Raw genomic sequence first — 20,371 nt, forward strand, 5'->3', positions numbered from 1 at the left:
CTCGGGCAACGAGGGGATGGCATGCGGGAGATCGGCGGACGGTACCTCCTGACCGAGGAGGCCGGTCGTGGCGGTATGGGAGTCGTCTGGCGGGCGTTCGACCAGCTACTCCATCGTGAGGTCGCGCTCAAGGAGCTGACGCTGACCGGCGAGGCCGAGATGGTGCGCCGTCGTGTCCTCCGGGAGGCCAGGATGGCCGCCCGCCTCACACACCCGAACATCATCACGGTCCACGACCTCATCGAAGAGGGCGGCAAGCTCTGGATCGTGATGGAGTACCTCGACGGGCTCTCACTCCACCAGCTGCTCTCACAGGTGGGCACGCTGCCCGCCCAGTCCGTGGCCGCGATCGGACAGCACCTGCTCGCCGCGTTACGCACCGCCCACCAGGCCGGGGTGCTGCACCGCGACGTGAAGCCGGCCAACGTCATGCTGACGGGCGACCGCGTGGTGCTGACCGACTTCGGCATCGCCACGGCCGAGGGCGACATCCGGATGACGACCTCCCGCAGGCTGCGGGGCACTCCGGCGTTCATGGCGCCCGAGAGGCTGCACGGCGGCCCGGCCAGCAAGGAGGCCGACATGTGGTCGTTCGGCGCCACGCTCTACAGCGCCGTGGAGGGGCAGCCGCCCTATCCGGGTCAGGACGCGGCGACGGTGCTCGGCATGGCCCGCAGCGGCGGCTACCCGACGCCGCGCCGCGCCGGGGTGCTGCGGCCGCTCATCGAGGGGCTGCTGCACCCGGACCCGGTGCGCCGCTTCACGCCGGAGCAGACGGCGGGGCTGCTGGCGGGCATGCGCGCCAGCAGCTACCAGGCCGCGATCTAGGCAGGCAAGCGGCCCCGGATCGCGTGCGATGCCGGCCGTGCGATGAACGTTTCACGCCTCACGGCCGCCGCTCTCCCATCGGCGCAGGTCATGTCCGCCCCCGCTCCGCGGACGGGCTGCGGACCTGTCACGCGCGGGTCGCGGATGCGATAGTGCGAACGCCGCTCACCCACCTGTGAGCCGGTCCGCGGAACTCTCCGCGACAGCGTCCTTCGTGCGATGCCCCTGGGAGGAATCGGATGCGCAAGGTACGGGCCCTACTCGTCTCCACCGCTCTGGCCACCGGCGTGCTCCTGTCCATGACCGCCGCGCCCGCGCAGGCCGAGAGCATCCGGTACGCCTACTACCTGCAGTCCGACTGCTACCACGGCGGGAACCTGGGCATCCAGTGGGGCTGGTGGACGTCCTTCCGCTGCTCGTACGAGAACGGGTACTGGTTCCTCTACGCCTGACCGAACATGCTGAGCCGAACATTCTGAACCGAGCATGCTGAACCGAGCACGCTGAACCGAGTCGATCGCGAGCGGAGGCCGTCCCGGGCGAGGCCCTGGACGGCCCGGCGCTAGCCCTCCTGCTTGGCGCGGGCCTCCGCCTCGGCGGCGTCCATGGCGGCGGCCTCCTCCGGCGTCGGCGCCGTGCCGCCCAGATGGGCGGGCTGCCACCACACGCCCTGCGGGATCTCCGGGTACGTGCGCTGCGCCCGGTCCACCAGGGCCGTCAGCCGGCCGTGCAGGTCGGCCGTGTGCGCGTTGACGTCCTCGCCGCGCTTGGGGTGCATCGGCTCCCCCACGATGATCGTAATGGGCACGTGCCGCTGCGTCAGCGCCTTGGGCCGGCCCTTGGTCCACAGCCGCTGGCTGCCCCACAGCGCCACCGGGATGAGCGGCACGTTCGTGGCCTGGGCCATGCGGATGGCCCCGTTCTTGATCTCCTTGACCGTGAACGACCGGCTGATCGTGGCCTCGGCGAAGACGCCGACCACCTCGCCCGCCTTGAGATTGCGCAGCGCGGTCGCGTACGAGCCGGCCCCGGCGCCCCGGTCGACGGGGATGTGGTGCATGCCGCGCATCAGCGGCCCCGAGATCCGGTGCTCGAACACGTCCTGCTTGGCCATGAAGCGCACCAGCCGCCTGGACGGCACCGCGGCGAACCCCGCGAAGATGAAGTCGAGGTAGCTGATGTGGTTGCTCACCAGCACCGCTCCCCCGGTGCGCGGCACGTGCTCGGTCCCTTCGAGGTGGAAGCGGTAGTCGAGCACGCGAAAGAGGGTCCGCGCGGCGGCGATCACCGGCGGGTACACGATCTCAGCCATGTGCCGAAGGTAGCCTAGGTTCCACCCTGGTGGGCAGCCGGATCGTGTGCTCCGCACCACCCCACGAGGCTTGCCCGGGGGTGAAAACGGGCACATCTCGAGACCATGAAGAAGCTCATCAACTCCGCGGAGTCGCTGGTCGACGACGCCCTGACCGGGATGGCCGCGGCGCACCCGGGACTGCGCGTGCGCGACCACGTGGTCTGCCGCGCCGAGGGCCCGCGCGCGGGCAAGGTCGGGCTGGTCTCCGGCGGCGGTTCGGGGCACGAGCCGCTGCACGCCGGTTTCGTCGGGTACGGCATGCTCGACGCGGCATGTCCGGGCGAGGTGTTCACCTCCCCCGTGCCCGACCAGATCATCGAGGCGACCCGGGTGGCCGACGGCGGCGCGGGCGTGCTCCACATCGTCAAGAACTACACCGGCGACGTGCTGAACTTCGAGATGGCCGCCGAGCTGTCCGAGGACGTCGAGGTCGCCAGCGTGCTCGTCGAGGACGACGTGGCCGTCCAGGACTCGCTCTACACGGCCGGACGGCGCGGCACCGGCGCGACGCTGTTCGTGGAGAAGATCGCCGGGGCGCTGGCCGAGGAGGGCGCGCCGCTGGCCGACGTGGCGCGCGTGGCGGAGGAGGTCGGGCGGCGCAGCCGGTCGTTCGGCATCGCGCTCACCTCCTGCACGACGCCCGCGGCCGGCAGGCCGACGTTCGACCTGCCGGCGGACGAGGTCGAGCTCGGCATCGGCATCCACGGCGAGCCCGGCCGCAGCCGGGTGCCGCTCGCGCCGGCCAGGGAGCTGGCGGCCGTGGCGATGGACGCCGTCCACGGCGACCTGCCGCTGGAGGGCGACCTGCTCGTCATGGTCAACGGCATGGGCGGCACGCCGCTGCTGGAGCTGTACGTGGTGTTCGCGGAGGTGGAGGCGTACGCGCGGGGCAAGGGGGCCCGGGTGGCGCGGTCGCTGGTCGGCAACTACGTGACGAGCCTCGACATGCAGGGCTTCTCGGTCACCGTGTGCCGGCTGGACGACGAGCTGACGCGGCTGTGGGACGCGCCGGTCGAGACGCCGGCCCTGCGCTGGGGCCGCTGAATGAGCCCCGGAGCGGGCACGGGGCTGGACACCGCGCTCTTCGTGGCCTGGCTGGAGGAGACGGCCGGCGAGATCGCCCGGAACCGGGAGCGGCTGACCGAGCTGGACGCCGCCATCGGCGACGCCGACCACGGCACCAACCTCGACCGCGGCTTCACCGAGGTCCTCCGGGCGCTGCGGGAGTCGCCGCCCGACTCGCCCGCGCAGGCGCTCATGACGGCGGGCACGACGCTGATCCGCCGCGTGGGCGGCGCCTCCGGCCCCCTGTACGGCTCGGCGCTCCGGCAGATCGGCAAGGCCCTGGAGGACCCGGTGACGCCGGCCGGGTTCGCCGAGGCGTTCGGGACGGGCGTCATGGCGGTGGAGCGGCTGGGCAAGGCGGCCGAGGGCGACAAGACGATGATCGACGCGCTGGCTCCCGCGGCCCGCGCGCTGTCGGAGGCCGTACGGGACGGGGTGCGGACGCCGGAGGCGCTGGCGCGGGCGGCGGCCGCCGCGGCGGAGGGGGCGCGGGCGACGGTGCCGATGACCGCGCGCAAGGGACGGGCGAGTTATCTGGGCGAGCGCAGCGCCGGGCACGAGGACCCGGGCGCGGCGTCGTCGGCGCTGATCATGGGCGCGCTGGCCGCCGTGGCGGCGAGACGGGAGGGCGGGTGATGGTCGGGTTGGTCCTGGTCGCGCACAGCGCCGGGCTGGCGGAGGAGACGGCCGCGCTGGCCCGCGGCATCGCCGGGGCCTCGACGCCCGTGGCGGCGGCGGGCGGCACCGAGGACGGTGGCCTGGGCACCAGCGTGGACCTGGTGGAGCGGGCGATGCGCGCCGCCGACCAGGGCGACGGTCTGGTGCTGATCGCCGACCTGGGCAGCTCGGTGCTGACGGCGCGCCTGGTGGAGGAGCCGGGCCGGGTGGTGCTGGCCGACGTGCCGTTCGTGGAGGGCGCGATCGCGGCGGCGGTGGCCGCGAGCGCGGGGCTGCCGCTGGACGCGGTGCTGGAGGCGGCCGAGGAGGCCCGCGGCTTCAGGAAGCTGCGCTGAGGCGGCCGGGCGCGCTAATGGCCCTTGAACGCCTCCTCCAGCCACCACGACGCCCGATCCCGGGTCACCCGGGCGTGGACCAGCAGAGGGCGCTCCCGGGCCCCCTCCAGCCATTGTGCGACGCCTGACAGGTCCGCCCGCTCCGTCACCGTGACGGCCTCGAACCCGTACCCCCTGCCGATCGCCGCCAGGTCGGCCGGCGGGAAGGTCACCAGGTCGAGCGGGTAGCCGTGCGGCCCGAAGTGGTGCACCTCCGCCCCGTACGCCTCGTCGTCGTACACCACGACCACCATGGGCAGCCCGAGCCGCACGACGGTCTCCAGCTCGGCCGCGCTCATCAGCGCGCCGCCGTCGCCGAGGGCGGCGACGGTCAGCCGGTCGGGCCGGGCGACGGCCGCGCCGATGGCGGTGGCGAGCCCGAGTCCGACCGACTGGAACGCCTGGGTGAAGCAGAAGGCCCGCTCGTCCGGCACGTCCAGGAACATCGACGGGTAGCCCATGAAGTTGCCGGAGTCGACGGCCACGGTCCGCTCGGCGGGCAGCAGGTCGTCCAGGGCGATGGTCAGCGTGCGCGGGTCGATCCGGCCGCCGCCGCCCTCGTCGGTGTACGGCACGTCCCGCCACCGGCCCTCGGCCGCGATGCGCCGGGCCAGCTCCGGCGACCGGTAGCCGTCGCCGGTGCCTTCCCCGGGGGCGGCGGCGATCACGGCGCGGGCGGTGGCGGCCGTGTCGCCGGTCAGGCCGAGCCGTACGGGCCGGTGCAGGCCGATGGCGGCGTCGTCGAGGTCCACCTGGACGAGCGCCGCCTCCGGGCCGATGAGGGTGCCGTGGCGGGTGGTCCACATGTTCAAGGCGCAGCCCCAGCCGACGACGAGGTCGGCGTCGCGGATCAGCTCGGCGGCCAGCGGCGTGGCGAACCCGCCGCTCACGTCCAGCTCCCAGGGGTTGCCGCGGAACAGGCCGCGCGCGACCGCGGAGGTGGCGAGCAGCGCGCCGGTCAGGCCGGCCAGTTCCTCCAGCTCGCGCCGGGCGTGCCGGGCGCCGCGGCCGGCGACGAACACCGGCCGCCGTGCCGCCGCGAGCAGGCCGGCCAGCTCCTCGACGTCACCGGCGTCCGGCACGGCGTGCGCCAGGAGCGGGACCGAGGCGGCGGCCCGCCCGGCGGCGACGATCTGGTCGAGGAACTCCCCCAAGGGCCCCCGCCACGGCACGACGCCCGTCTGCGCGCCGAGCGGCAGGTTGAGCAGGACGGTGCGCCGGTCCTCCCGGGCGGTGCGGAAGGCGTTGACGGTCTGCTCGACGGCGTCGGTGCCGGAGGAGACCCGCATCGGCACGGCGCCGACGGCCCGGACCAGGGCGTCCTGGTCGATGTGGAAGTTGGAGCGGGCGTCCGTGGCCTCGCCCGCCAGCACGACCAGCGGGGTGCGGCTCTTGGCGGCCTCGGCGACGCCGGTCATGGCGTTGGTCAGGCCCGGCCCCTGGTGGACCGACAGGATCCCGACCTTGCCGCTGGTGCGGGCGTAGGCGTCGGCGGCCGTCGCCGCGCCGCCCTCGTGCCGCGCGGCGACGAAGCGGGCGCCGTGCTCCACGAGGGCGTTGGTGACGTGGAAGTTGCCGCTCCCGACGACGCCGAAGACCGCCTCGGCGCCGAGCGAGGCGAGCGTCCGCCCCACCGCCTCGGCGACGATCACCCCGTCTGCCCCGGCCGCTCGCTCTGGCCCGCCTCGTGCTCGACGAGGGCGAGGACGCGGACCGGGCTGCCGGAGCCGCCGACGATGGGCAGCGGGGGGGCGATCACCACGGCGCCGGTGACCGGCAGCCGGTCGAGGTTGCGGAGCTGGGTCAGGCCGTACTTGCCGGCGCCCAGCAGGAACGAGTGGCACGGGAACGCCGGGTCGAAGGAGTGGGCCGCGCCCGCGTCCGTGCCGACGGTCTCGACGCCCAGCCCGAGGATGGGCGTCTCCTCGGCGAGCCAGCGCGCGCACTCCACCGAGATGCCCGGCGTGTGCGGCCCGGTCTCGTCGGCGTTGAGGAACGCGCCCTGCTCGCCCGAGCGTGCGTCCCAGCCGGTGCGGTAGAGCAGCCAGCCGCCGTCGGGCAGCGGCCCGTTGGCCCGCTCCCACTCCTTGACGTGGCCGATCTGGAGCAGGAAGTCGGCGTCCTTGCCCGCCTCGGCGGAGAAGTCGAGCACGACGGCCGGGGCGAGCAGGCTGCGCGGCGGCACCTGCGAGACGTCCTGGCCGTCCCGGGCGGTCACCCAGTGGATCGGCGCGTCGAAATGCGTCCCGGAGTGCTCGCCCGTGTGGATGTCGTTCCAGTACCAGGCCGGCCCGCGATCGTCGTAGCGGCTGATCTCCTCCAGCCGGAACGGGATCGTGTTGCCGAACGGCTCCGGCAACCGGAGGATCGGCGTCTCCTCGGACAGGGGCGCGGTCAGGTCGACCACCTCGATCCTCCCGTCGCGCACGCTCTCCATGAGACTCCGCAGCACCGGCATGTCGTCCTCCTCGAGGTGGCCTGGCTGCATCCTCCTACGCGGCCCCGCCCGGGTCGAGCAGCCCGGGCCGGTCAGATCCGGAGCGTCACTTGCCGCGGCAGGCGGTGCGCTTGGCGGTGAGGTCCAGGTCCTTGAGCAGGGAGTTGAAGTTCTGGGCGTTCGACTTGGCGCAGAACTTGCTCGTGGCCAGGTCGTACTCGACCTGGAAGACGGCCTTGCCGGCCTTGACGAACTGGTCGTAGCCGTAGTCGCCACCGTTCTGGGCGGTGGTGCACTCGCTGTTGGACCAGCACTCCTCGTTCACCGCGAAGTCGAAGTACGGCAGGAGCTGCGGGATCTGCTCGATGTCGTTCTTGAGCGCGACCGACATGCCGCGCTTGTGCGTCTCGTTGGCGAACCAGGTGTTGTAGGCGAGCTGGTCGGAGGCCTTGAGCGGGAAGCCGGTGTCGCTCTCGAAGCCGTCGACGAGGTCGGGCTCGACCGCGTCGAACCCGGCCGCCTTGCACATGTCCAGGCGGGCCTTCATGATGTCGCCGAGCGGGCCGGCGTACTGGCGGATGTCGAGCCAGCGCTCGCCCTTCCAGCCGTCGACCTCCTTGCCGAGCACGGACGCCGGGAACTTCGCGGCGTCGGGACGCCAGTCCTCCCGCGAGCCGGCGCTGATGTAGCAGACCACGCCCCGGCCCGGCTTGTCGGCCTTGAGCTCCTTGACGATGGCGCCGCTCTTGGCCTCGAAACCGTCGATGTCGTACATCTGCACGTCGAGGAACGGCTTGGTCGGCAGGGAGGAGAGCTGCCACTGCCAGCTCGTCTCGACGGCGGGCTTCCAGCAGCCGGCGCACGCGACGGGCGCGGGCAGCGAGGCGGCGGGGGACGTCGCCTTGGAGGTGGCGCTCGGCTTCGGGGTCGCGGTCGCCGTCCGGGTCACGGTCGGCTTCGCGGTCACCGTCCGGGTGGGCCTGGGAGTCGCCGTCCGGGTGGGCCTGGGAGTCGCCGTCCGGGTGGGCTTCGGGGTCGCCGTACGGGTGGGCTTGACGGCCACCGGCCGGGGGGTCTGGCCGGTCGCGGCCTGAGCTATGCCACCGGTCAGGCCGGTGGTGGCGAGAGCACCGGCCAGAGCGGCCGCTACGAAGATCGAATTCTTGCGCATGGCGAGTAAGACTCGTGGGTTCCCCCAGGGGTTGCAACCACTTTGCTCAAAGACGGACGTCAGGCGGGGGTCCAGTCGGCGCACCCACCGGTCTGGAAGGCTTTGTCCGTCGGGGTGATGACCACGGTGGCCGGGCCGCGCGGCATGTCGGCCGCGATGACGTCGGAGGGCTGCGCCACGGTGCTGCGCAGCCGCGCCCAGTAACACATGGGCTGCCCCTGCGCGGGGCCCGCCGTCCTGTACGTGCCGGGCTGGATGTCCACGCCCACGACGAGCGTGCGCCCCGCGCCGACCGCCCCCGGACTCAGGGCGCCCGTCCCCGGAGTGCCGCTCGCCTGGGGCGTCTCCCGGGCCTGCGCGGGCGACTCCGAGGAGGTCGCGGGCGTCTCCGACGGCTCCTCGAACCGCACCGTCATGCGCGGCGCCGGCTCGGCCGCCGTCCCCGTCGCGCCGAACCCCGCGAGGAACCCGATGACGAACCCCACCAACCCGGTCAGGCCCGACACCAGCAGGATGACCACCGGACTGCTCGACGCCCGTGGATAGTCGCCCGGCTGGTCAGGTCCGTACATCACCGGACAAGCGTCCCACCCGTGTCAACGGGCGGGAGCTCCGTCACCGGTGAAGGTAGTCGACCAGCGACGCCTTCTCGGTCTCCAGCTCCTCGATGGAGCTCTTGACGACGTCGCCGATGCTCACGATGCCCGCGAGCCGCCCCTCGTCGAGGACGGGCGCGTGCCGGAACCGGTGGGTCGTCATCGTCTTGCGCAGCTCGTCGACGTTGTCGCCCGGGCCGACGGTCCGCACCTCGGACGTCATGATCGAGGACACGGGGCGTTCCAGGATGTCGGCGCCCAGGTCGTGCAGGTGACGCACCACGTCCCGTTCGGACACGATCCCGGTGATCGTCACGCCGTCGGAGGAGACCACCACGGCTCCGATGTTGTACTCGGCCAGCGCCGCCAGCAGCTCGCGCACCGTCGCATCAGGCGGCACGGTGGTCACTTTATTGCCCTTGTTGCGCAAGATTGTCCTGATGAGCATCTGCACCACCTCGGCTCTCAAGTTACCCGTCGCGCGCGGCGGCTAAGCGCCCGGACGGGATGTCTACCAGGCAAGCAAGCCGGTGGGGAGACCGTCAAGGGTTGTCGTAGGCTGCGTGCCGTACCAGAGGCCCCCGCCGGGGGCCGCCCGCACCAGCCGTCAGGACCCGCGCCGATGACCGAACAGCTCAACACCGGAAGTCACGACCTGCCCGTCACCGAGGAGCTGACGGCGTTCATGCGGACGGGGTGGGCCGACACCCGGCGCGCCGACGTCGAGCCGCTGCCGGTGGCGCCCTGGGCCGCCAAGCGCCGCGCCGCGCTGGCGGCCCGGTTCCCCGGCGAGCGGCTGGTCGTGCCGTCCGGGACGTTGAAGACGCGCAGCAACGACTCCGACCATCGGTTCCGCCCGCACAGCGCGTACGCGTATCTGACGGGCGCGGGCGAGCCGGACGACGTGCTCGTCGTCGAGCCGTCCGGCGAGGCCACCCTGTACGTGCGGCCGCGCTCGCCGCGCGAGGAGGGCGAGGAGTTCTACCGCGACCGGCGCTACGGCGAGTTCTGGGTGGGACGGCGCCCGGACCTGGCGGAGGCGGCGCTGCTGTACCAGGTGGAGTGCGCGCACATACGAGACCTCGTCCTCAGGGGGCCGGCCAGGGTGCTGCGCGGTGTGGACCCCCGGGTGGACGGGCTGGTGCCGCCCGGCGAGGGCGACGCGGAGCTGGAGTCGTTCCTGGCGGAGATGCGGCTGGTCAAGGACGAGTGGGAGGTCGGCGAGCTGCAGTTCGCCGTCGACGCCACGGCGCGCGGCTTCGAGGACGTGGTGCGCGCCCTGCCGGCGGCGCTCGGGCACCCGCGCGGGGAGCGCTACCTGGAGGGCGTGTTCGGGCTGCGGTCGCGGCTGGAGGGCAACGCCGTCGGCTACGAGAGCATCGTCGCCTCCGGCGCGCACGCCTGCGTGCTCCACTGGATCCGCAACGACGGGCGGCTGCGCGACGGCGACCTGCTGCTGCTCGACGCGGGCGTCGAGACGGACTCGCTGTACACGGCCGACGTCACGCGGACGCTGCCGCTGTCGGGCCGCTTCGGCGCGGTGCAACGGCAGGTGTACGACCTGGTGTACGAGGCGCAGGAGGCCGGGATCGCGGCGCTGCGGCCCGGGGCCCGCTTCCGTGACTTCCACCTGGCCGCGATGCGGGTCGTCTGCGAGGGCCTGCGGGAGTGGGGACTGCTGAAGGACCCGGTGGACGCGCTCATGGAGTCGGGCCTGTACCGGCGGTACACGCTGTGCAGCAGCGGTCACATGCTGGGCCTGGACGTCCACGACTGCGCGCGGGCGCGGGCCGAGACGTACCTGGACGGGGTCCTGGAGGAGGGTCAGGTCCTGACCGTCGAGCCGGGCCTGTACCTGCAGCCGGACGACCTCACGCTGCCGGAGGAGTTCCGGGGGCTCGGTGTCCGCATCGAGGACGACCTGGTGATCACGGCGGACGGCGCCCGTCTCATGTCCGGCGCCCTGCCCCGCCGGTCGGACGAGGTCGAGACCTGGATGGCCGCGCTGCTGCGGTGACGCCGCCTCTCCGGGCCTCGGGCGGGCGTACCGCCCGCGGTATGACATGATCCTGCTCGGCAACGCCCTGCACGACCCGGCCACCGCCTACCCGTGGGCGGTCGACGCCGCGCTCCAGATCGGCCGCGAGGCCCGGCTCCTGACGTACGAGGGGACACGGGATCTACGGCCGGGGCGACTGCCCGACGCGGGCGATCGACGGCTACCTGATCTCGCTCACCACACCGGCGAGGGGACGGTGTGCGCGGTCATGTCCCGGCGGTGAGGAGCGGGTCGGTGACGCCGCCCGGGCAGGCCAGGCGGCCGACGTCCCAGCCGGCCCGTCGTGCTCCGGCCTGGTAGGCGCTCTCGTAGAAGTCGAGGACGGCGGCGCGTGGATCGGCCTCGGAGCGGGCGGCGGCGTACGGGAGCACGGCCAGATGGCCGCCCCGCTGCTCGATCCACCGCGCGGTGCCGGGCCGCAGGGGCTCGTCGACGAGGCCGGCGGGTTCCGGAGCGGTGTAGGAGTAGAAGGCGGCCTCGGGAAAGGCGTCGTCACCGAACCAGAAGCCGGAGCTGATCACCTCACGGGAGTACGCCTCCCGGGTCACGGGGTCGGCCTCCGGCGGCTGCTCGATCAGCCGGTCGGAGAAGCGGGTGCAGGCGATGTCGAACGTGTGCCAGAAGTGGTGCACCGGGCTGATCTTGCCCGAGTAGCCCGCGGCGAACTCCTCCAGCACGAGGTTCACCTGGCTGAGGACCTGCCAGTAGCGGGTGACCATGGCGGGGTCGTAGGCGGCGTGCTCGGTGTCGTCGGCGAACGGCCGGTCGGCGTCGGGCAGGTCGAACGGGTGGGGCGCGGACAGGTCCACGCGCACGTCCAGGGTCGCGAGCGCGCGCATGGTCTCGTGGTAGAACGACGCCACCGACCGGCCGTGCAGGGCGAACGACACCGTCCGGCCGTCCAGGGTGGTGACGATCAGCCGGTGGGCGACGAAGTCGAAGTCGATCGTGAAGATCGGGTTGCCGTCGGACTGCCCCATCGGCCGGGTGGTGAGCCCCCGCCCGGTGAGGTGGAACGGCGCGTTCCACCAGTGGTTGCGCCGGACTCCGCAGGCGAGCCGGACCTTGCCCACCACCTGGCAGAACCGATGCACCGTCGCTTTGGTGTCCTGCCATTCGGCCAGCGGCATCGCCGGAAAAAGCTTCATGACGCCACCGTTCCCCGGCGGCCACACATCGAATACCCCGCCAAGAGAAAGGCCCCGCCTGTCACAGGGTCTCGCAGCTCGATCGCCGTTGCCACCCGCCCTCCGGCCAGGTGTGATCACCGCCCGCGTTGAAGGTCTTCTTCGATACTCCGTGCCGAGAGCAGCTCGCCTGCCGCAGCATCCTGTCGAGGCTGGCGAGTGCCTCCGCCAGGCTCAAGCGAGGCAAGCGTTTCGCGCAGCCATCTCAGCTCCGTTCGAGTCGTGGCCGTCGCGATCGTGAACAGCCCCTGCCGGAACGGGTCGTCGAAGTCGGCCGCGCGCAGGGGGCGGTCACCGTCCCAGAAGAAGCTCGCCGGTTGGGTGAGGAAGTGGAGCCTGCGGCGAAGTACCGCCGCCTGCTGGGCCGGGTCGTCCAAGTGACGCAGGAAGGCCAGCATGGTGAACCAGCGGTTCTCGTCGGTGATGAACAGCTCGTCGGGTTCGCGCAGCCGGCGCAGCAGTTCTCGTCTGCCGGCCGTGGTCAGCGAGAGCATGTGCCGAGGCGCCGCGATCTGACCGGGCTGCAGCTCGCGGCGCAGCAGCCCCGCCGCCTCCATCCGCTTGAGCAGCGGATAGAGCGTGCCATCGGCGATGGGACGTACGTGCCCCGTCAAGGCCGCGATGTGTCGTCGCAGTTCGTAGCCGTGCAACTGGGCGTCATGGAGGAAGCCGAGAACGGCGAGCTCGAGCATGATTCATCATACCCTGTTGACGACATACCTCGACTTCTATGTATCTTGCTTACTATGCACAGCGCACAGGTTCTCCCCGATGGCTCCCGCATCCGCTGGGTCGAGGTTGCCGGCGTCGAGCCCGCCCTTGTCTTCATCCACGGGCTGGGCGCCAGCTCGGCCCCCTACTTCGCCCCGGCAGCGGCGCACCCGGCCCTTGCCGGGCGCCGGTCCCTTCTGATCGACATGCTGGGCTTCGGGATCAGCGACCGCCCCACCGACCTGGCCTACACCTTGGAAGAACACGCCGATGCCTTGGCCTGCGCGCTCGAGCAGGCCGGGACCGGCGCTGCGGACATCGTCGCGCACAGCATGGGCGGCGCGGTCGCCATCACGCTGGCCGCCCGCCATCCGCACCTGGCCCGACGACTGGTGCTGGTCGACGCACCACTCGACCCCACGCCGCTGCCGCAGACCAAGCGGCCGGGAAGCTCCGGCATCGCCGTCTACCGCACCGAGCAGGAGTTCCTCGATCACGGCTGGGACGAAACCATGGACTTCATCGGCCCGCTCTGGGCAGCGACGATGCGGCTGGCAGGGCCTCAGGCGCTCTATCGCAGCGCGATGAATCTCCTGCGCGGCACCGTACCGACGATGCGCGAGAATCTGGAGAAGCTAGCAATCCCGCGCACGTTCCTCTATCCGGCCGCCGACGGCCCGCGCGCCGACGCCCCAAGCCTCACCGCCGCCGGCGTCTCGGTCATGGCGATCCCCGACTGCGGGCACAACATCATGCTGGACAACCTCGACGGCTTCGCGCGGGCTGTCGCCGACACGCTCAGCGCACCGGCCCCGACCGAGCACGAGCAGTGACCAACGACAACATCAGGGGTCACGATTCAGCCGCTGCTCCGTCCGTCCCCCGCGCATCACCGACGAGCGCACGGCCCGCGCACCAGGGCGAGCCGGCGGTCGTTGCAAACCCGCCGGCACCGTCCCGGCGTCCGGCGACGTCGGCGCCCGTCGGCTGTCTCACGCTCAAGGCCAAGAGGAGCGGCGGCGGGTCGGGTGGATGTTGGCGTTGAGGTGGAAGACGTTGTCCGGGTCGTAGACGGCCTTCACCGCCGCCAGCCGCCCGTACTTCTCCGCCCCGTAGGCCGCCCGCACCCGGTCCGCTTCCCGCTCCACCTGGAAGTTCACGTACGAGCCGGCGCCCATGGCGTGCGGCAGCATCGCCTCCCACGCGGCCCGCGACCACGCCCGCTCGGCCGGCAGCGCCTCGGGCGACGGCGTGAGCGCCATGAAGGACAGCGTGTGGTGCGGCAGGCGGGACCCGCCGTAGGCGGTGGCGGCGTCGGCCACGGCGCAGAACTCCCCGTCGAGGCGGAACGACGGCATGAACGTCATCGCCGACCCCTTGAGCGCCGCCTGCTCGCACAGCGTGGCCGCCGCCCGCGGGGTGATCGCGGCGAGGTCCAGCGCCCTCTCGTAGGCGTGGACGCCCCAGGGGGTGGTGGCGTCCAGGAACGTCTGGAGCCGCGTGTACGGCATGGCGTCGGCGTACGTGAACAGCGGCCTCAGCGTGTCCTCGACCCCGGTGACCGTCGCCCGGTGCTCCTCCGCCGAGCCAAATCCCGCGATCAGCAGCGCGTGGCCGAGCCTGGAGCGGTGCGGCGGCGGCACGAACGGCGCGGGCGGCGCGGTCAGCCCGTACACGGCCAGCACACCGGCGCGCCCGGGCAGCCCGGCGATCGCCTCCTCGATCACCTGGAGCGCCTCCGGCCCGCGCTCGGCCTCCCAGAACAGCAGCGCGAAGTGAACCTCGGGCCCCACCGGATGCAGCCGGAAGGTGAAGCCGGTGACGACGCCGAAGTTCCCGCCGCCGCCCCGGATGGCCCAGAACAGGTCAGGATGGTCGCGGGCCGAGGCGTGGACGTACTGGCCGTCCGCGAGGATCAGGTCGGCGGACTCCAGATTGTCGGCCGACAGGCCGTGCATCCGGGTCAGCCAGCCGAACCCGCCGCCCAGGGTCAGCCCGCCGACACCCGTGTGGCTGACCGTGCCGCCGGGCGTGGCCAGGCCGTGCGCCTGCGTGGCGGTGTCGAGGTCGGCCCAGGTGGCGCCGCCCTCGCAGACGGCGCGGCGGGAAGCGGGGTCCACCCGCACCCGGCGCAGCCCGCTCAGGTCCACCATGAGGCCGCCGGAGGTCACGGCGGAGCCGCCGAAGTTGTGGCCGCCGCCGCGTACCGAGATCTCCAGCTCCTCCTCGCGGGCGAACCTGATCGCCGCCGACACGTCGCCGGGGCCGGTGCAGCAGACGATCGCGGCCGGCCGGTGGTCGATGGCGCCGTTCCAGACCGCGCGGGCGACGTCGTAGCGGGCGTCCTGCTCCGTGACCACGCGGCCCGTGCACCTCTCGCGGAGCGTCTCCAGCTCACGTTTGATCAGCCGCACCATGACGCCCTCCCGGCCGGCCCTCCCCCAGAGCCGGCGGTCAATGTCAACTCATCGTAGTTTTCGGCGAACCTGTCGCGGCCCGGTGACCGGTGAAATCCTGGTCATGCCCGTCGTCCCGGCCCCCGCCCCACCGGACGGGGGTGGCCGTACGGGCTCGTGCGGGGGATCGTAAGATCGCCAAGGTGACGATCGGCCCTGTGGCGATGGGTGGCCGGCCCGACGAGGTGCGCGCCCCCGAGGAGTGGCTCACGCCCGTCGAGCGGGAGCGGGCCGCGCGGTTCGCCTTCGACACCGACCGCGCCGCCTTCGTCGCCGCCCACCTGCTCGTACGGCAGTGCGCCGCGGCCGCCCTCGGCAGGCGCCCGGAGGAGCTGACGCTGCTCCAGCACTGCGACGTCCACGGCCCCGGCCACGGCCGGCCGTACGTCGAGCAGGCTCCCTCCCTGGGTGTCAGCCTCAGCCACACACGCGGCTACGTCTGCGCGGCCGCCGGCGACGGGCGGGTGGGGGTGGACGCGGAGCGCGTGCCCACGGGCCCGCTCGACGGGGCGCTGGCCGAGGTGGCGCTCACCCCCCGAGAGCGTGCCGGGGTCACCCGCAACGACGAGTTGATCCGGCTCTGGGCCCGCAAGGAGGCGCTGATCAAGCGCGGCGAGCTGTCGCTGGACGTGCTGCGGACGGCGGAGATCGACTGGGCGGGGCGCCACGTGCTGGAGTGGACGGCCGAGACGGACGTCATGGTGGCTGTCATCACAGACGCCCCAGCCCGCAGGCTGCCGTTTCCCGAATAGGCTGGACGTATGTTCTACCGGAAGCCCTTGGAGGAGCGGATCGCGGACCGCGTGGCCGCGCGCAAGCCGCTGGAGGAGGGCAAGACCTTCGAGCACGGACCGGCGAAGTTCGTGTTCGTCTTCCTCATCGCCGCCGTCGTGATCATGCACGTCGTCGGCGTCGCGATCGTCATGGCCTTCGCCTAGACCGGGTGCCCGGACCGGCGTCCGACCGGGCCATCGCCCGTGGGATCACTGAGCGTGCGCTAGATTGGAGATCATGAGCGCGCCCCGCTGGCTTTCCCCCGCCGAGCAGCGTGCCTGGCGCACCCAACTGGCCCTGCACAAGCTGCTCATGCATCGGCTCGACCGTGAGCTGCAGGCCCACTCACTGTCCGTGAACGACTACGAGATCCTGGTCAACCTCTCGGAGAGCACCGGCAGGCGGATGCGCATGAGCGACCTGGCCGACGCCACGATCCAGTCACGCAGCCGGCTGTCCCACCAGATCTCCCGCATGGAGGCCAAGGGACTGGTCACCCGTGAGGAGTGCCGCGACGACCGGCGCGGCACGTTCGCGGTGCTGACCGACGAGGGCTGGGACACCATCCAGCGCGTGGCGCCCGACCACGTGGCCGGAGTGCGCGAGCACTTCATCGACCGGCTCACCGACGACCAGCTCGACGCCCTGGAGAAGGCCTACCGGCCGATCGTCGAGCACCTCAAGGAGCTGCGCTGACCCGTCCTCCGCACGGCGGGGCGGCGGACGCCGACACCCAACCGATATCGGTGACCCGCGCACGCTGATCCGGACGCTCGCTACGATCCGCTCATGCTGAGAAAGCTGCTGCTCGTCGTTCTTGTCGCGCTCGTGTCGGCCTGTTCGTCGGGTGGCGGCGCGGAGCTGCCCTCCGGGCCCGACCTGATGAAGAAGGCGTCGGAGGCCATGAAGACGGTCAAGTCGGCCACGTTCTCCATCGCCACCGAGGGCAAGCCGAAGGTGCCGCTGAAGAAGGCCGACGGCCGTCTCACCTCGGCGGGCGACGCCGACGGCACGCTCACGCTGGAGGTGCTCGGCAGCCTCCAGGAGATCACGTTCGCGCTCGTCGGCGACACCGTCCACTTCAAGGGGCCGACCGGCGGCTTCCAGCGGCTGACGCGCAAGGAGCTGGCGCAGATCTACGACCCGTCGCTCATCCTCGACCGCGACAAGGGCGTCCCCCAGCTGCTGGCCACCGCGGCCGACCCGCGCGTGGAGGCGGAGGAGGACGGCGCCTACCGGGTGGCGACGACGTTCTCCGGCCAGGTGCTCGGCACGATGGTGCCCGGCGTCACCCAGGGCGTCAACGGGACCCTCTGGGTGGACAAGGCGACGAGCCGCCTGCGGAAGGTGGAGCTGCCGCTGCAGGACGGCACGGTCACGGTCGCGTTCAGCGACTACGACGCGCCGGTCACGATCACACCGCCGCCGTCGGCGGGCTGAGGGCGGCGCGATGGGCTCCTTGACGACGGGACCGGCCGGCGAGGACCCGGCGGTCCGGAGCGACGAGGGCCGTCCGGTGAAGACGGCCCGCCGGGTCGCGCTCGGCGTCGGCGGCGCGGTGGTGCTGCTCGCGGCGCTCGACGCGTACGTGGTCGTGACCGTCCTCATCGACATCGCCGAGGACGTCGGCATCCCGATCAACCGCCTGGAGCGGGCCACGCCCGTGGTCACGGGGTTCCTGCTGGGGTACGTGGCGGCGATGCCGCTGCTGGGCCAGCTCTCCGACCGGTACGGCCGCAGGCCCCTCATCCACGCCTGCCTGGCGGCGTTCGCGCTCGGCTCGGTGCTGACGGCGCTGGCGGCCGGCGAGGCCATGGTGGTCGCCGGCCGGACCGTCCAGGGCGTGGCGGGCGGCGCGCTGCTGCCGATCACGATGGCGCTCATCGGCGACCTGTGGGACGAGCGGGAGCGGCCCATGGCGCTCGGCGCCGTGGGAGCGGCGCAGGAGCTGGGCAGCGCCCTCGGCCCGCTGTACGGCGGGCTGCTGGCGGCGATCCCGCGCACCTCGTTCCCGGGGGTTGAGCTGGGCGGCTGGCACGCCATCTTCTGGATCAACGTCCCGCTCGCCGCCCTGGCCGCCGTCGCGGTGCACTACAGCGTCCCACCGCCCTCTCCCCCAGCGGTACGGGCGGCGGACGGCACGGGCCCCGTGAGGCGGGTGGACGGCAGGGGAGGCGCGCTGCTGGCGCTCGCCCTGGCCCTCCTCGTGGCCGGCCTCTACAACCCGGACCCCGCCAAGGCGGTCCTCCCGCCCTGGGGCCTGCCGCTGATCGCCGCCGGGCTGCTCGCCGGGGCCGCGTTCGTCTGGTGGGAGATCCGCTCCCCCGTACGACTGCTCGACCTGTCCGGCACCCGCAAGGGGCCGCTGCTGGCCACGCTGGGCGTCAGCTTCCTGACCGGCGCGGCGCTGCTGGTCACCATGGTGTTCGTGCAGTTCACCGCGCAGACGCTGCTGGAGATGGAGGCCCTGGAAGCCGCCGCGCAGGTGCTGGGCTGGTTCCTGATCGCGCTGCCCGTGGGCGCGGTCGCCGGCGGCCTGCTGGCGCGCCGGCTGGGCGATCGGGCCGTCGCCGTGACGGGCCTGCTGGTCGCCGCCGTGGGGTACGCGCTGATGAGCCGCTGGCCGCTGGACCTGGCCGGCGCCCGTCCGCAGATGAGCGCCGACCTGGTGGTCGCCGGACTGGGCCTGGGCCTGGTCATCGCCCCCGTGTCGGCGGCCGTGCTGCGCGTCACGCCGGCCGCCCAGCACGGCGTGGCCTCGGCCGCCGTGGTGGTGGCCCGGATGATGGGCATGCTGATCGGCATCGCGGGCGTGTCGGCCTGGGGGTTCTACCGGTTCCAGTCACTGACGTCGCGCCTGGACACGCCGCTGCCGTTCGGCGTCGACCCGGCGGTGTACGCCCGCAGGATGGCGGACTACCTGGCCCGGGTCGACGCCGCGCTGCACCTGGAGTATACCGAGATGTTCCTGGTGACGGCGGTGCTGTGCGTGATCGGCGCCGTCGTCGCCCTCTTCATGCCCAGACGCGGCGCCTGAGCGGGCGGTGCGTCAAGGCGACAGAGTGCCGTCAAGGCGACAGCGTGCGCCACGGCGAGAGGGCGCGTCAGGGCGAGAGGCGGTGCAGGTCGCGCGGGAACAGCGCCGCCTGGCGGATGTTGGGCGCGCCCGTCAGGCGGGCCGTCCAGCGTTCGAGGCCGATCGCGAACCCGCCGTGCGGCGGCATCCCGTGCTCGAACGCCCGCAGGTACCCCTCGTACGGCTCCACGGCCTCGCCCCGGGCGGCCAGCGCGTCCAGGTAGTCCTGGTGCCGGTGCAGCCGCTGCCCGCCCGTCACCAGCTCCAGCCCCCGGAACAGCAGGTCGAACCCGTTGGAGTGGCCGGGACGCGCCGGGTCGGGATGCGTGTAGAAGGGACGTTTGACCATCGGGTAGCCGGTGACGAACACGAACTCCGATCCGTGCTCCCGCAGCGCCCACTCCGACAGCCACCGCTCCTGCGCCGGCGACAGGTCGGGCTCGCCGTCCTCGCCGCTCACGCGCTTGGCCTCGGTGAAGTGGACGGCCGGGATCTCGGCCGGCACCTCGGGCAGCGCGGCGCCCAGGGCCTCGACGGCGGGGGCGGCGCGCAGCCGTACCGACTCCAGCATGCCCGCCAGCGCCTCGCGCAGGACCGCCATCACGTCGCGGTGGTCGCGGACGAATCCCAGCTCGGCGTCCAGGCTCGTGTACTGCGCCAGGTGGCGGGCGGTGTCGTGCGGCTCGGCCCGGAACACCGGCCCCACCTCGTAGACCCGCTCGAACACGCCGACCATCGCCTGCTTGAAGAACTGCGGCGACTGGGCGAGGTAGGCGGGACGGCCGAAGTAGTCGACGGTGAAGACGTTCGCGCCGGACTCGGTGGCCGAGGCGACGAGCTTCGGGGTGTGGATCTCGGTGAAGCCGAGCCGGTCGAGCGTCGCCCGGAACCCGGCCACGCTCGCCGCCGAGATCTCCAGCGGTGCGCGCAGCAGCGGATGCCGCAGCGCGACGGGCGCGTGGTCGAGGACGGCCGGCAGGGCGGCCGGGACGACGGGCCGGTACAGGTCGAACGGCGGCGCCTTGGCGGGCTCCGACAGCACCTCGATGCGGGGCTCGGTGAGCTCGGCCCCGCCCGGCGCGTGCACGCCGGGCGTCACGAGGCCGGTGACGTGCACGACGCTCTCCTCGGGCGGGAGCGCCGTCCCGGGCGGGACGACGACCTGGGCGACGCCGCGGCGGTCGCGGACGAGGAGGAAGGACACGGATTTCAGCCGCCGGCGGCGATGGACCCATCCGGCGATCGTCACTCGTTGGCCGGCGTGCTCCTTGAGCTGCACCGACAGGACACGAGAGATCATCACTGCTCCTTGGAGGACGTGTGTGATCCCTTGGGAGTGCGGGGGAGAAGGGAGCTCCCGGTGCCACCGCACTTTCGCCGCCCCGGACGGGACGGCCTCCGTGACCCGATGACGGGGGTCAGGCCGGCGGGGCATTTCCTCCCCGCACTCGGGAGTGTCTTCGCCGGGAGGCACGGGGCCGCCTTCGCAGCTGCCGGCGGCTCTCTCTGCCCGCGCGGTCTTCCGGCTACTCGTCTCCGTCAACGTGTTAGCCGTGGATGTTAGCCGCCGCCCCCGCGACGAGGCAACGCGATTACGGCCGCGTC

General features: G+C 72.7%; 23 protein-coding genes. 13 read left to right on the forward strand and 10 right to left on the reverse strand.

Features of this window, described 5'->3' with window-relative positions:
• Positions 1–21 precede the first annotated feature (21 nt).
• Positions 22–828, forward strand: a complete 807-nt coding sequence (locus AB0H64_RS03455; RefSeq protein ID WP_357619603.1) for a serine/threonine-protein kinase — start codon at positions 22–24, stop codon at positions 826–828.
• 239 nt (positions 829–1,067) lie between these two features.
• Positions 1,068–1,280 carry a hypothetical protein gene (locus tag AB0H64_RS03460; RefSeq protein WP_357619605.1) on the forward strand — a complete coding sequence of 71 codons (213 nt, stop codon included), beginning with the start codon at positions 1,068–1,070 and terminating at the stop codon, positions 1,278–1,280.
• Positions 1,281–1,390: 110 nt separating this feature from the next.
• Here AB0H64_RS03460 and AB0H64_RS03465 read toward each other — a convergent pair whose 3' ends face one another.
• Positions 1,391–2,140 (reverse strand): lysophospholipid acyltransferase family protein, encoded by a 750-nt coding sequence (locus AB0H64_RS03465; RefSeq protein ID WP_357619607.1) that lies wholly within the window; start codon positions 2,138–2,140, stop codon positions 1,391–1,393.
• Positions 2,141–2,245: 105 nt separating this feature from the next.
• Here AB0H64_RS03465 and dhaK point away from each other — a divergent pair, with 105 nt between their 5' ends.
• Genes dhaK through AB0H64_RS03480 form a run of 3 tightly spaced genes read left to right on the forward strand, consistent with a single transcriptional unit; the run spans position 2,246 to position 4,260 of the window.
• Positions 2,246–3,226, forward strand: coding sequence for a dihydroxyacetone kinase subunit DhaK (gene dhaK / locus AB0H64_RS03470; protein ID WP_357619609.1), 981 nt, complete (start codon positions 2,246–2,248; stop codon positions 3,224–3,226).
• Entirely contained in the window at positions 3,227–3,883 is a 657-nt protein-coding gene (gene dhaL / locus AB0H64_RS03475) for a dihydroxyacetone kinase subunit DhaL (RefSeq protein WP_357619611.1), read from the forward strand.
• Positions 3,883–4,260 (forward strand): phosphoenolpyruvate--protein phosphotransferase, encoded by a 378-nt coding sequence (locus AB0H64_RS03480; protein WP_357619718.1) that lies wholly within the window; start codon positions 3,883–3,885, stop codon positions 4,258–4,260. The genes dhaL and AB0H64_RS03480 overlap by 1 nt, the downstream gene beginning before the upstream one ends.
• Before the next feature lie 14 nt (positions 4,261–4,274).
• Here AB0H64_RS03480 and AB0H64_RS03485 read toward each other — a convergent pair whose 3' ends face one another.
• The 5 genes from AB0H64_RS03485 to AB0H64_RS03505 form a co-directional block, all read right to left on the reverse strand.
• The gene (locus AB0H64_RS03485) at positions 4,275–5,951 is read right to left on the reverse strand and encodes a thiamine pyrophosphate-binding protein (RefSeq protein ID WP_357619613.1); all 1,677 of its coding nucleotides are present in this window, start codon (positions 5,949–5,951) and stop codon (positions 4,275–4,277) included.
• Entirely contained in the window at positions 5,948–6,757 is an 810-nt protein-coding gene (locus AB0H64_RS03490) for a cyclase family protein (RefSeq protein WP_357619615.1), read from the reverse strand. Before AB0H64_RS03490 ends, AB0H64_RS03485 begins: the two co-directional genes overlap by 4 nt.
• Positions 6,758–6,842: 85 nt before the next feature.
• Positions 6,843–7,907 carry an endo alpha-1,4 polygalactosaminidase gene (locus AB0H64_RS03495; RefSeq protein ID WP_357619617.1) on the reverse strand — a complete coding sequence of 355 codons (1,065 nt, stop codon included), beginning with the start codon at positions 7,905–7,907 and terminating at the stop codon, positions 6,843–6,845.
• 59 nt (positions 7,908–7,966) lie between these two features.
• Complete coding sequence (locus AB0H64_RS03500) at positions 7,967–8,482, reverse strand: hypothetical protein (protein WP_357619619.1); 516 nt, start codon at positions 8,480–8,482, stop codon at positions 7,967–7,969.
• A 40-nt stretch (positions 8,483–8,522) separates the two neighbouring features.
• Complete coding sequence (locus AB0H64_RS03505; RefSeq protein ID WP_357619621.1) at positions 8,523–8,951, reverse strand: CBS domain-containing protein; 429 nt, start codon at positions 8,949–8,951, stop codon at positions 8,523–8,525.
• 174 nt (positions 8,952–9,125) lie between these two features.
• On the opposite strand from AB0H64_RS03505, the gene AB0H64_RS03510 reads away from it, so the two are divergent.
• Positions 9,126–10,520 carry an aminopeptidase P family protein gene (locus AB0H64_RS03510; protein WP_357619623.1) on the forward strand — a complete coding sequence of 465 codons (1,395 nt, stop codon included), beginning with the start codon at positions 9,126–9,128 and terminating at the stop codon, positions 10,518–10,520.
• A 46-nt stretch (positions 10,521–10,566) separates the two neighbouring features.
• Complete coding sequence (locus tag AB0H64_RS03515) at positions 10,567–10,785, forward strand: hypothetical protein (RefSeq protein ID WP_357619625.1); 219 nt, start codon at positions 10,567–10,569, stop codon at positions 10,783–10,785.
• Here the strand turns inward: AB0H64_RS03515 and AB0H64_RS03520 are convergent.
• Together AB0H64_RS03520 and AB0H64_RS03525 are read right to left on the reverse strand one after the other, a co-directional pair.
• On the reverse strand, positions 10,769–11,710 hold the full coding sequence (locus AB0H64_RS03520) for a DUF5996 family protein (protein WP_357619628.1): 942 nt from the start codon (positions 11,708–11,710) through the stop codon (positions 10,769–10,771). The genes AB0H64_RS03515 and AB0H64_RS03520 overlap by 17 nt on opposite strands.
• A gap of 116 nt (positions 11,711–11,826) precedes the next feature.
• Positions 11,827–12,441, reverse strand: a complete 615-nt coding sequence (locus AB0H64_RS03525; protein ID WP_357619630.1) for a PadR family transcriptional regulator — start codon at positions 12,439–12,441, stop codon at positions 11,827–11,829.
• A 54-nt stretch (positions 12,442–12,495) separates the two neighbouring features.
• On the opposite strand from AB0H64_RS03525, the gene AB0H64_RS03530 reads away from it, so the two are divergent.
• Entirely contained in the window at positions 12,496–13,293 is a 798-nt protein-coding gene (locus tag AB0H64_RS03530) for an alpha/beta hydrolase (RefSeq protein WP_357619632.1), read from the forward strand.
• A gap of 165 nt (positions 13,294–13,458) precedes the next feature.
• Here AB0H64_RS03530 and AB0H64_RS03535 read toward each other — a convergent pair whose 3' ends face one another.
• The gene (locus tag AB0H64_RS03535) at positions 13,459–14,877 is read right to left on the reverse strand and encodes an FAD-binding oxidoreductase (RefSeq protein WP_357619634.1); all 1,419 of its coding nucleotides are present in this window, start codon (positions 14,875–14,877) and stop codon (positions 13,459–13,461) included.
• Positions 14,878–15,059: 182 nt separating this feature from the next.
• On the opposite strand from AB0H64_RS03535, the gene AB0H64_RS03540 reads away from it, so the two are divergent.
• From AB0H64_RS03540 to AB0H64_RS03560, 5 genes are all read left to right on the forward strand, one after another.
• Positions 15,060–15,668 (forward strand): 4'-phosphopantetheinyl transferase superfamily protein, encoded by a 609-nt coding sequence (locus AB0H64_RS03540; RefSeq protein WP_357619636.1) that lies wholly within the window; start codon positions 15,060–15,062, stop codon positions 15,666–15,668.
• Between the two features lie 9 nt (positions 15,669–15,677).
• A complete protein-coding gene (locus AB0H64_RS03545; RefSeq protein WP_310716726.1) occupies positions 15,678–15,854 on the forward strand; it encodes a hypothetical protein in 177 nt (58 codons plus the stop codon).
• Between the two features lie 73 nt (positions 15,855–15,927).
• On the forward strand, positions 15,928–16,386 hold the full coding sequence (locus AB0H64_RS03550; RefSeq protein WP_357619638.1) for a MarR family transcriptional regulator: 459 nt from the start codon (positions 15,928–15,930) through the stop codon (positions 16,384–16,386).
• A 93-nt stretch (positions 16,387–16,479) separates the two neighbouring features.
• Positions 16,480–17,130 carry an LppX_LprAFG lipoprotein gene (locus AB0H64_RS03555; RefSeq protein ID WP_357619640.1) on the forward strand — a complete coding sequence of 217 codons (651 nt, stop codon included), beginning with the start codon at positions 16,480–16,482 and terminating at the stop codon, positions 17,128–17,130.
• Positions 17,131–17,140: 10 nt separating this feature from the next.
• Positions 17,141–18,727 (forward strand): MFS transporter, encoded by a 1,587-nt coding sequence (locus AB0H64_RS03560; RefSeq protein WP_357619642.1) that lies wholly within the window; start codon positions 17,141–17,143, stop codon positions 18,725–18,727.
• Between the two features lie 67 nt (positions 18,728–18,794).
• Here AB0H64_RS03560 and aspS read toward each other — a convergent pair whose 3' ends face one another.
• Positions 18,795–20,066 (reverse strand): aspartate--tRNA(Asn) ligase, encoded by a 1,272-nt coding sequence (gene aspS / locus AB0H64_RS03565; RefSeq protein ID WP_357619644.1) that lies wholly within the window; start codon positions 20,064–20,066, stop codon positions 18,795–18,797.
• Between the last annotated feature and the right edge of the window lie 305 nt (positions 20,067–20,371).

Origin of the sequence: Nonomuraea sp. NPDC050733 (assembly GCF_040654215.1) — a bacterium.
In the GTDB taxonomy this organism is placed as follows: domain Bacteria; phylum Actinomycetota; class Actinomycetes; order Streptosporangiales; family Streptosporangiaceae; genus Nonomuraea.

Bases quoted from the DNA above. Each gene is read 5' to 3' on its own strand.
- AB0H64_RS03455 (WP_357619603.1), top strand. From the start codon at position 22: ATGCGGGAGATCGGCGGACGGTACCTCCTGACCGAGGAGGCCGGTCGT.
- AB0H64_RS03460 (WP_357619605.1), top strand. From the start codon at position 1,068: ATGCGCAAGGTACGGGCCCTACTCGTCTCCACCGCTCTGGCCACCGGC.
- AB0H64_RS03465 (WP_357619607.1), bottom strand. From the start codon at position 2,140: ATGGCTGAGATCGTGTACCCGCCGGTGATCGCCGCCGCGCGGACCCTC.
- dhaK (WP_357619609.1), top strand. From the start codon at position 2,246: ATGAAGAAGCTCATCAACTCCGCGGAGTCGCTGGTCGACGACGCCCTG.
- dhaL (WP_357619611.1), top strand. From the start codon at position 3,227: ATGAGCCCCGGAGCGGGCACGGGGCTGGACACCGCGCTCTTCGTGGCC.
- AB0H64_RS03480 (WP_357619718.1), top strand. From the start codon at position 3,883: ATGGTCGGGTTGGTCCTGGTCGCGCACAGCGCCGGGCTGGCGGAGGAG.
- AB0H64_RS03490 (WP_357619615.1), bottom strand. From the start codon at position 6,757: ATGCCGGTGCTGCGGAGTCTCATGGAGAGCGTGCGCGACGGGAGGATC.
- AB0H64_RS03495 (WP_357619617.1), bottom strand. From the start codon at position 7,907: ATGCGCAAGAATTCGATCTTCGTAGCGGCCGCTCTGGCCGGTGCTCTC.
- AB0H64_RS03505 (WP_357619621.1), bottom strand. From the start codon at position 8,951: ATGCTCATCAGGACAATCTTGCGCAACAAGGGCAATAAAGTGACCACC.
- AB0H64_RS03510 (WP_357619623.1), top strand. From the start codon at position 9,126: ATGACCGAACAGCTCAACACCGGAAGTCACGACCTGCCCGTCACCGAG.
- AB0H64_RS03515 (WP_357619625.1), top strand. From the start codon at position 10,567: ATGATCCTGCTCGGCAACGCCCTGCACGACCCGGCCACCGCCTACCCG.
- AB0H64_RS03520 (WP_357619628.1), bottom strand. From the start codon at position 11,710: ATGAAGCTTTTTCCGGCGATGCCGCTGGCCGAATGGCAGGACACCAAA.
- AB0H64_RS03525 (WP_357619630.1), bottom strand. From the start codon at position 12,441: ATGCTCGAGCTCGCCGTTCTCGGCTTCCTCCATGACGCCCAGTTGCAC.
- AB0H64_RS03530 (WP_357619632.1), top strand. From the start codon at position 12,496: ATGCACAGCGCACAGGTTCTCCCCGATGGCTCCCGCATCCGCTGGGTC.
- AB0H64_RS03535 (WP_357619634.1), bottom strand. From the start codon at position 14,877: ATGGTGCGGCTGATCAAACGTGAGCTGGAGACGCTCCGCGAGAGGTGC.
- AB0H64_RS03545 (WP_310716726.1), top strand. From the start codon at position 15,678: ATGTTCTACCGGAAGCCCTTGGAGGAGCGGATCGCGGACCGCGTGGCC.
- AB0H64_RS03550 (WP_357619638.1), top strand. From the start codon at position 15,928: ATGAGCGCGCCCCGCTGGCTTTCCCCCGCCGAGCAGCGTGCCTGGCGC.
- AB0H64_RS03555 (WP_357619640.1), top strand. From the start codon at position 16,480: ATGCTGAGAAAGCTGCTGCTCGTCGTTCTTGTCGCGCTCGTGTCGGCC.
- AB0H64_RS03560 (WP_357619642.1), top strand. From the start codon at position 17,141: ATGGGCTCCTTGACGACGGGACCGGCCGGCGAGGACCCGGCGGTCCGG.
- aspS (WP_357619644.1), bottom strand. From the start codon at position 20,066: ATGATCTCTCGTGTCCTGTCGGTGCAGCTCAAGGAGCACGCCGGCCAA.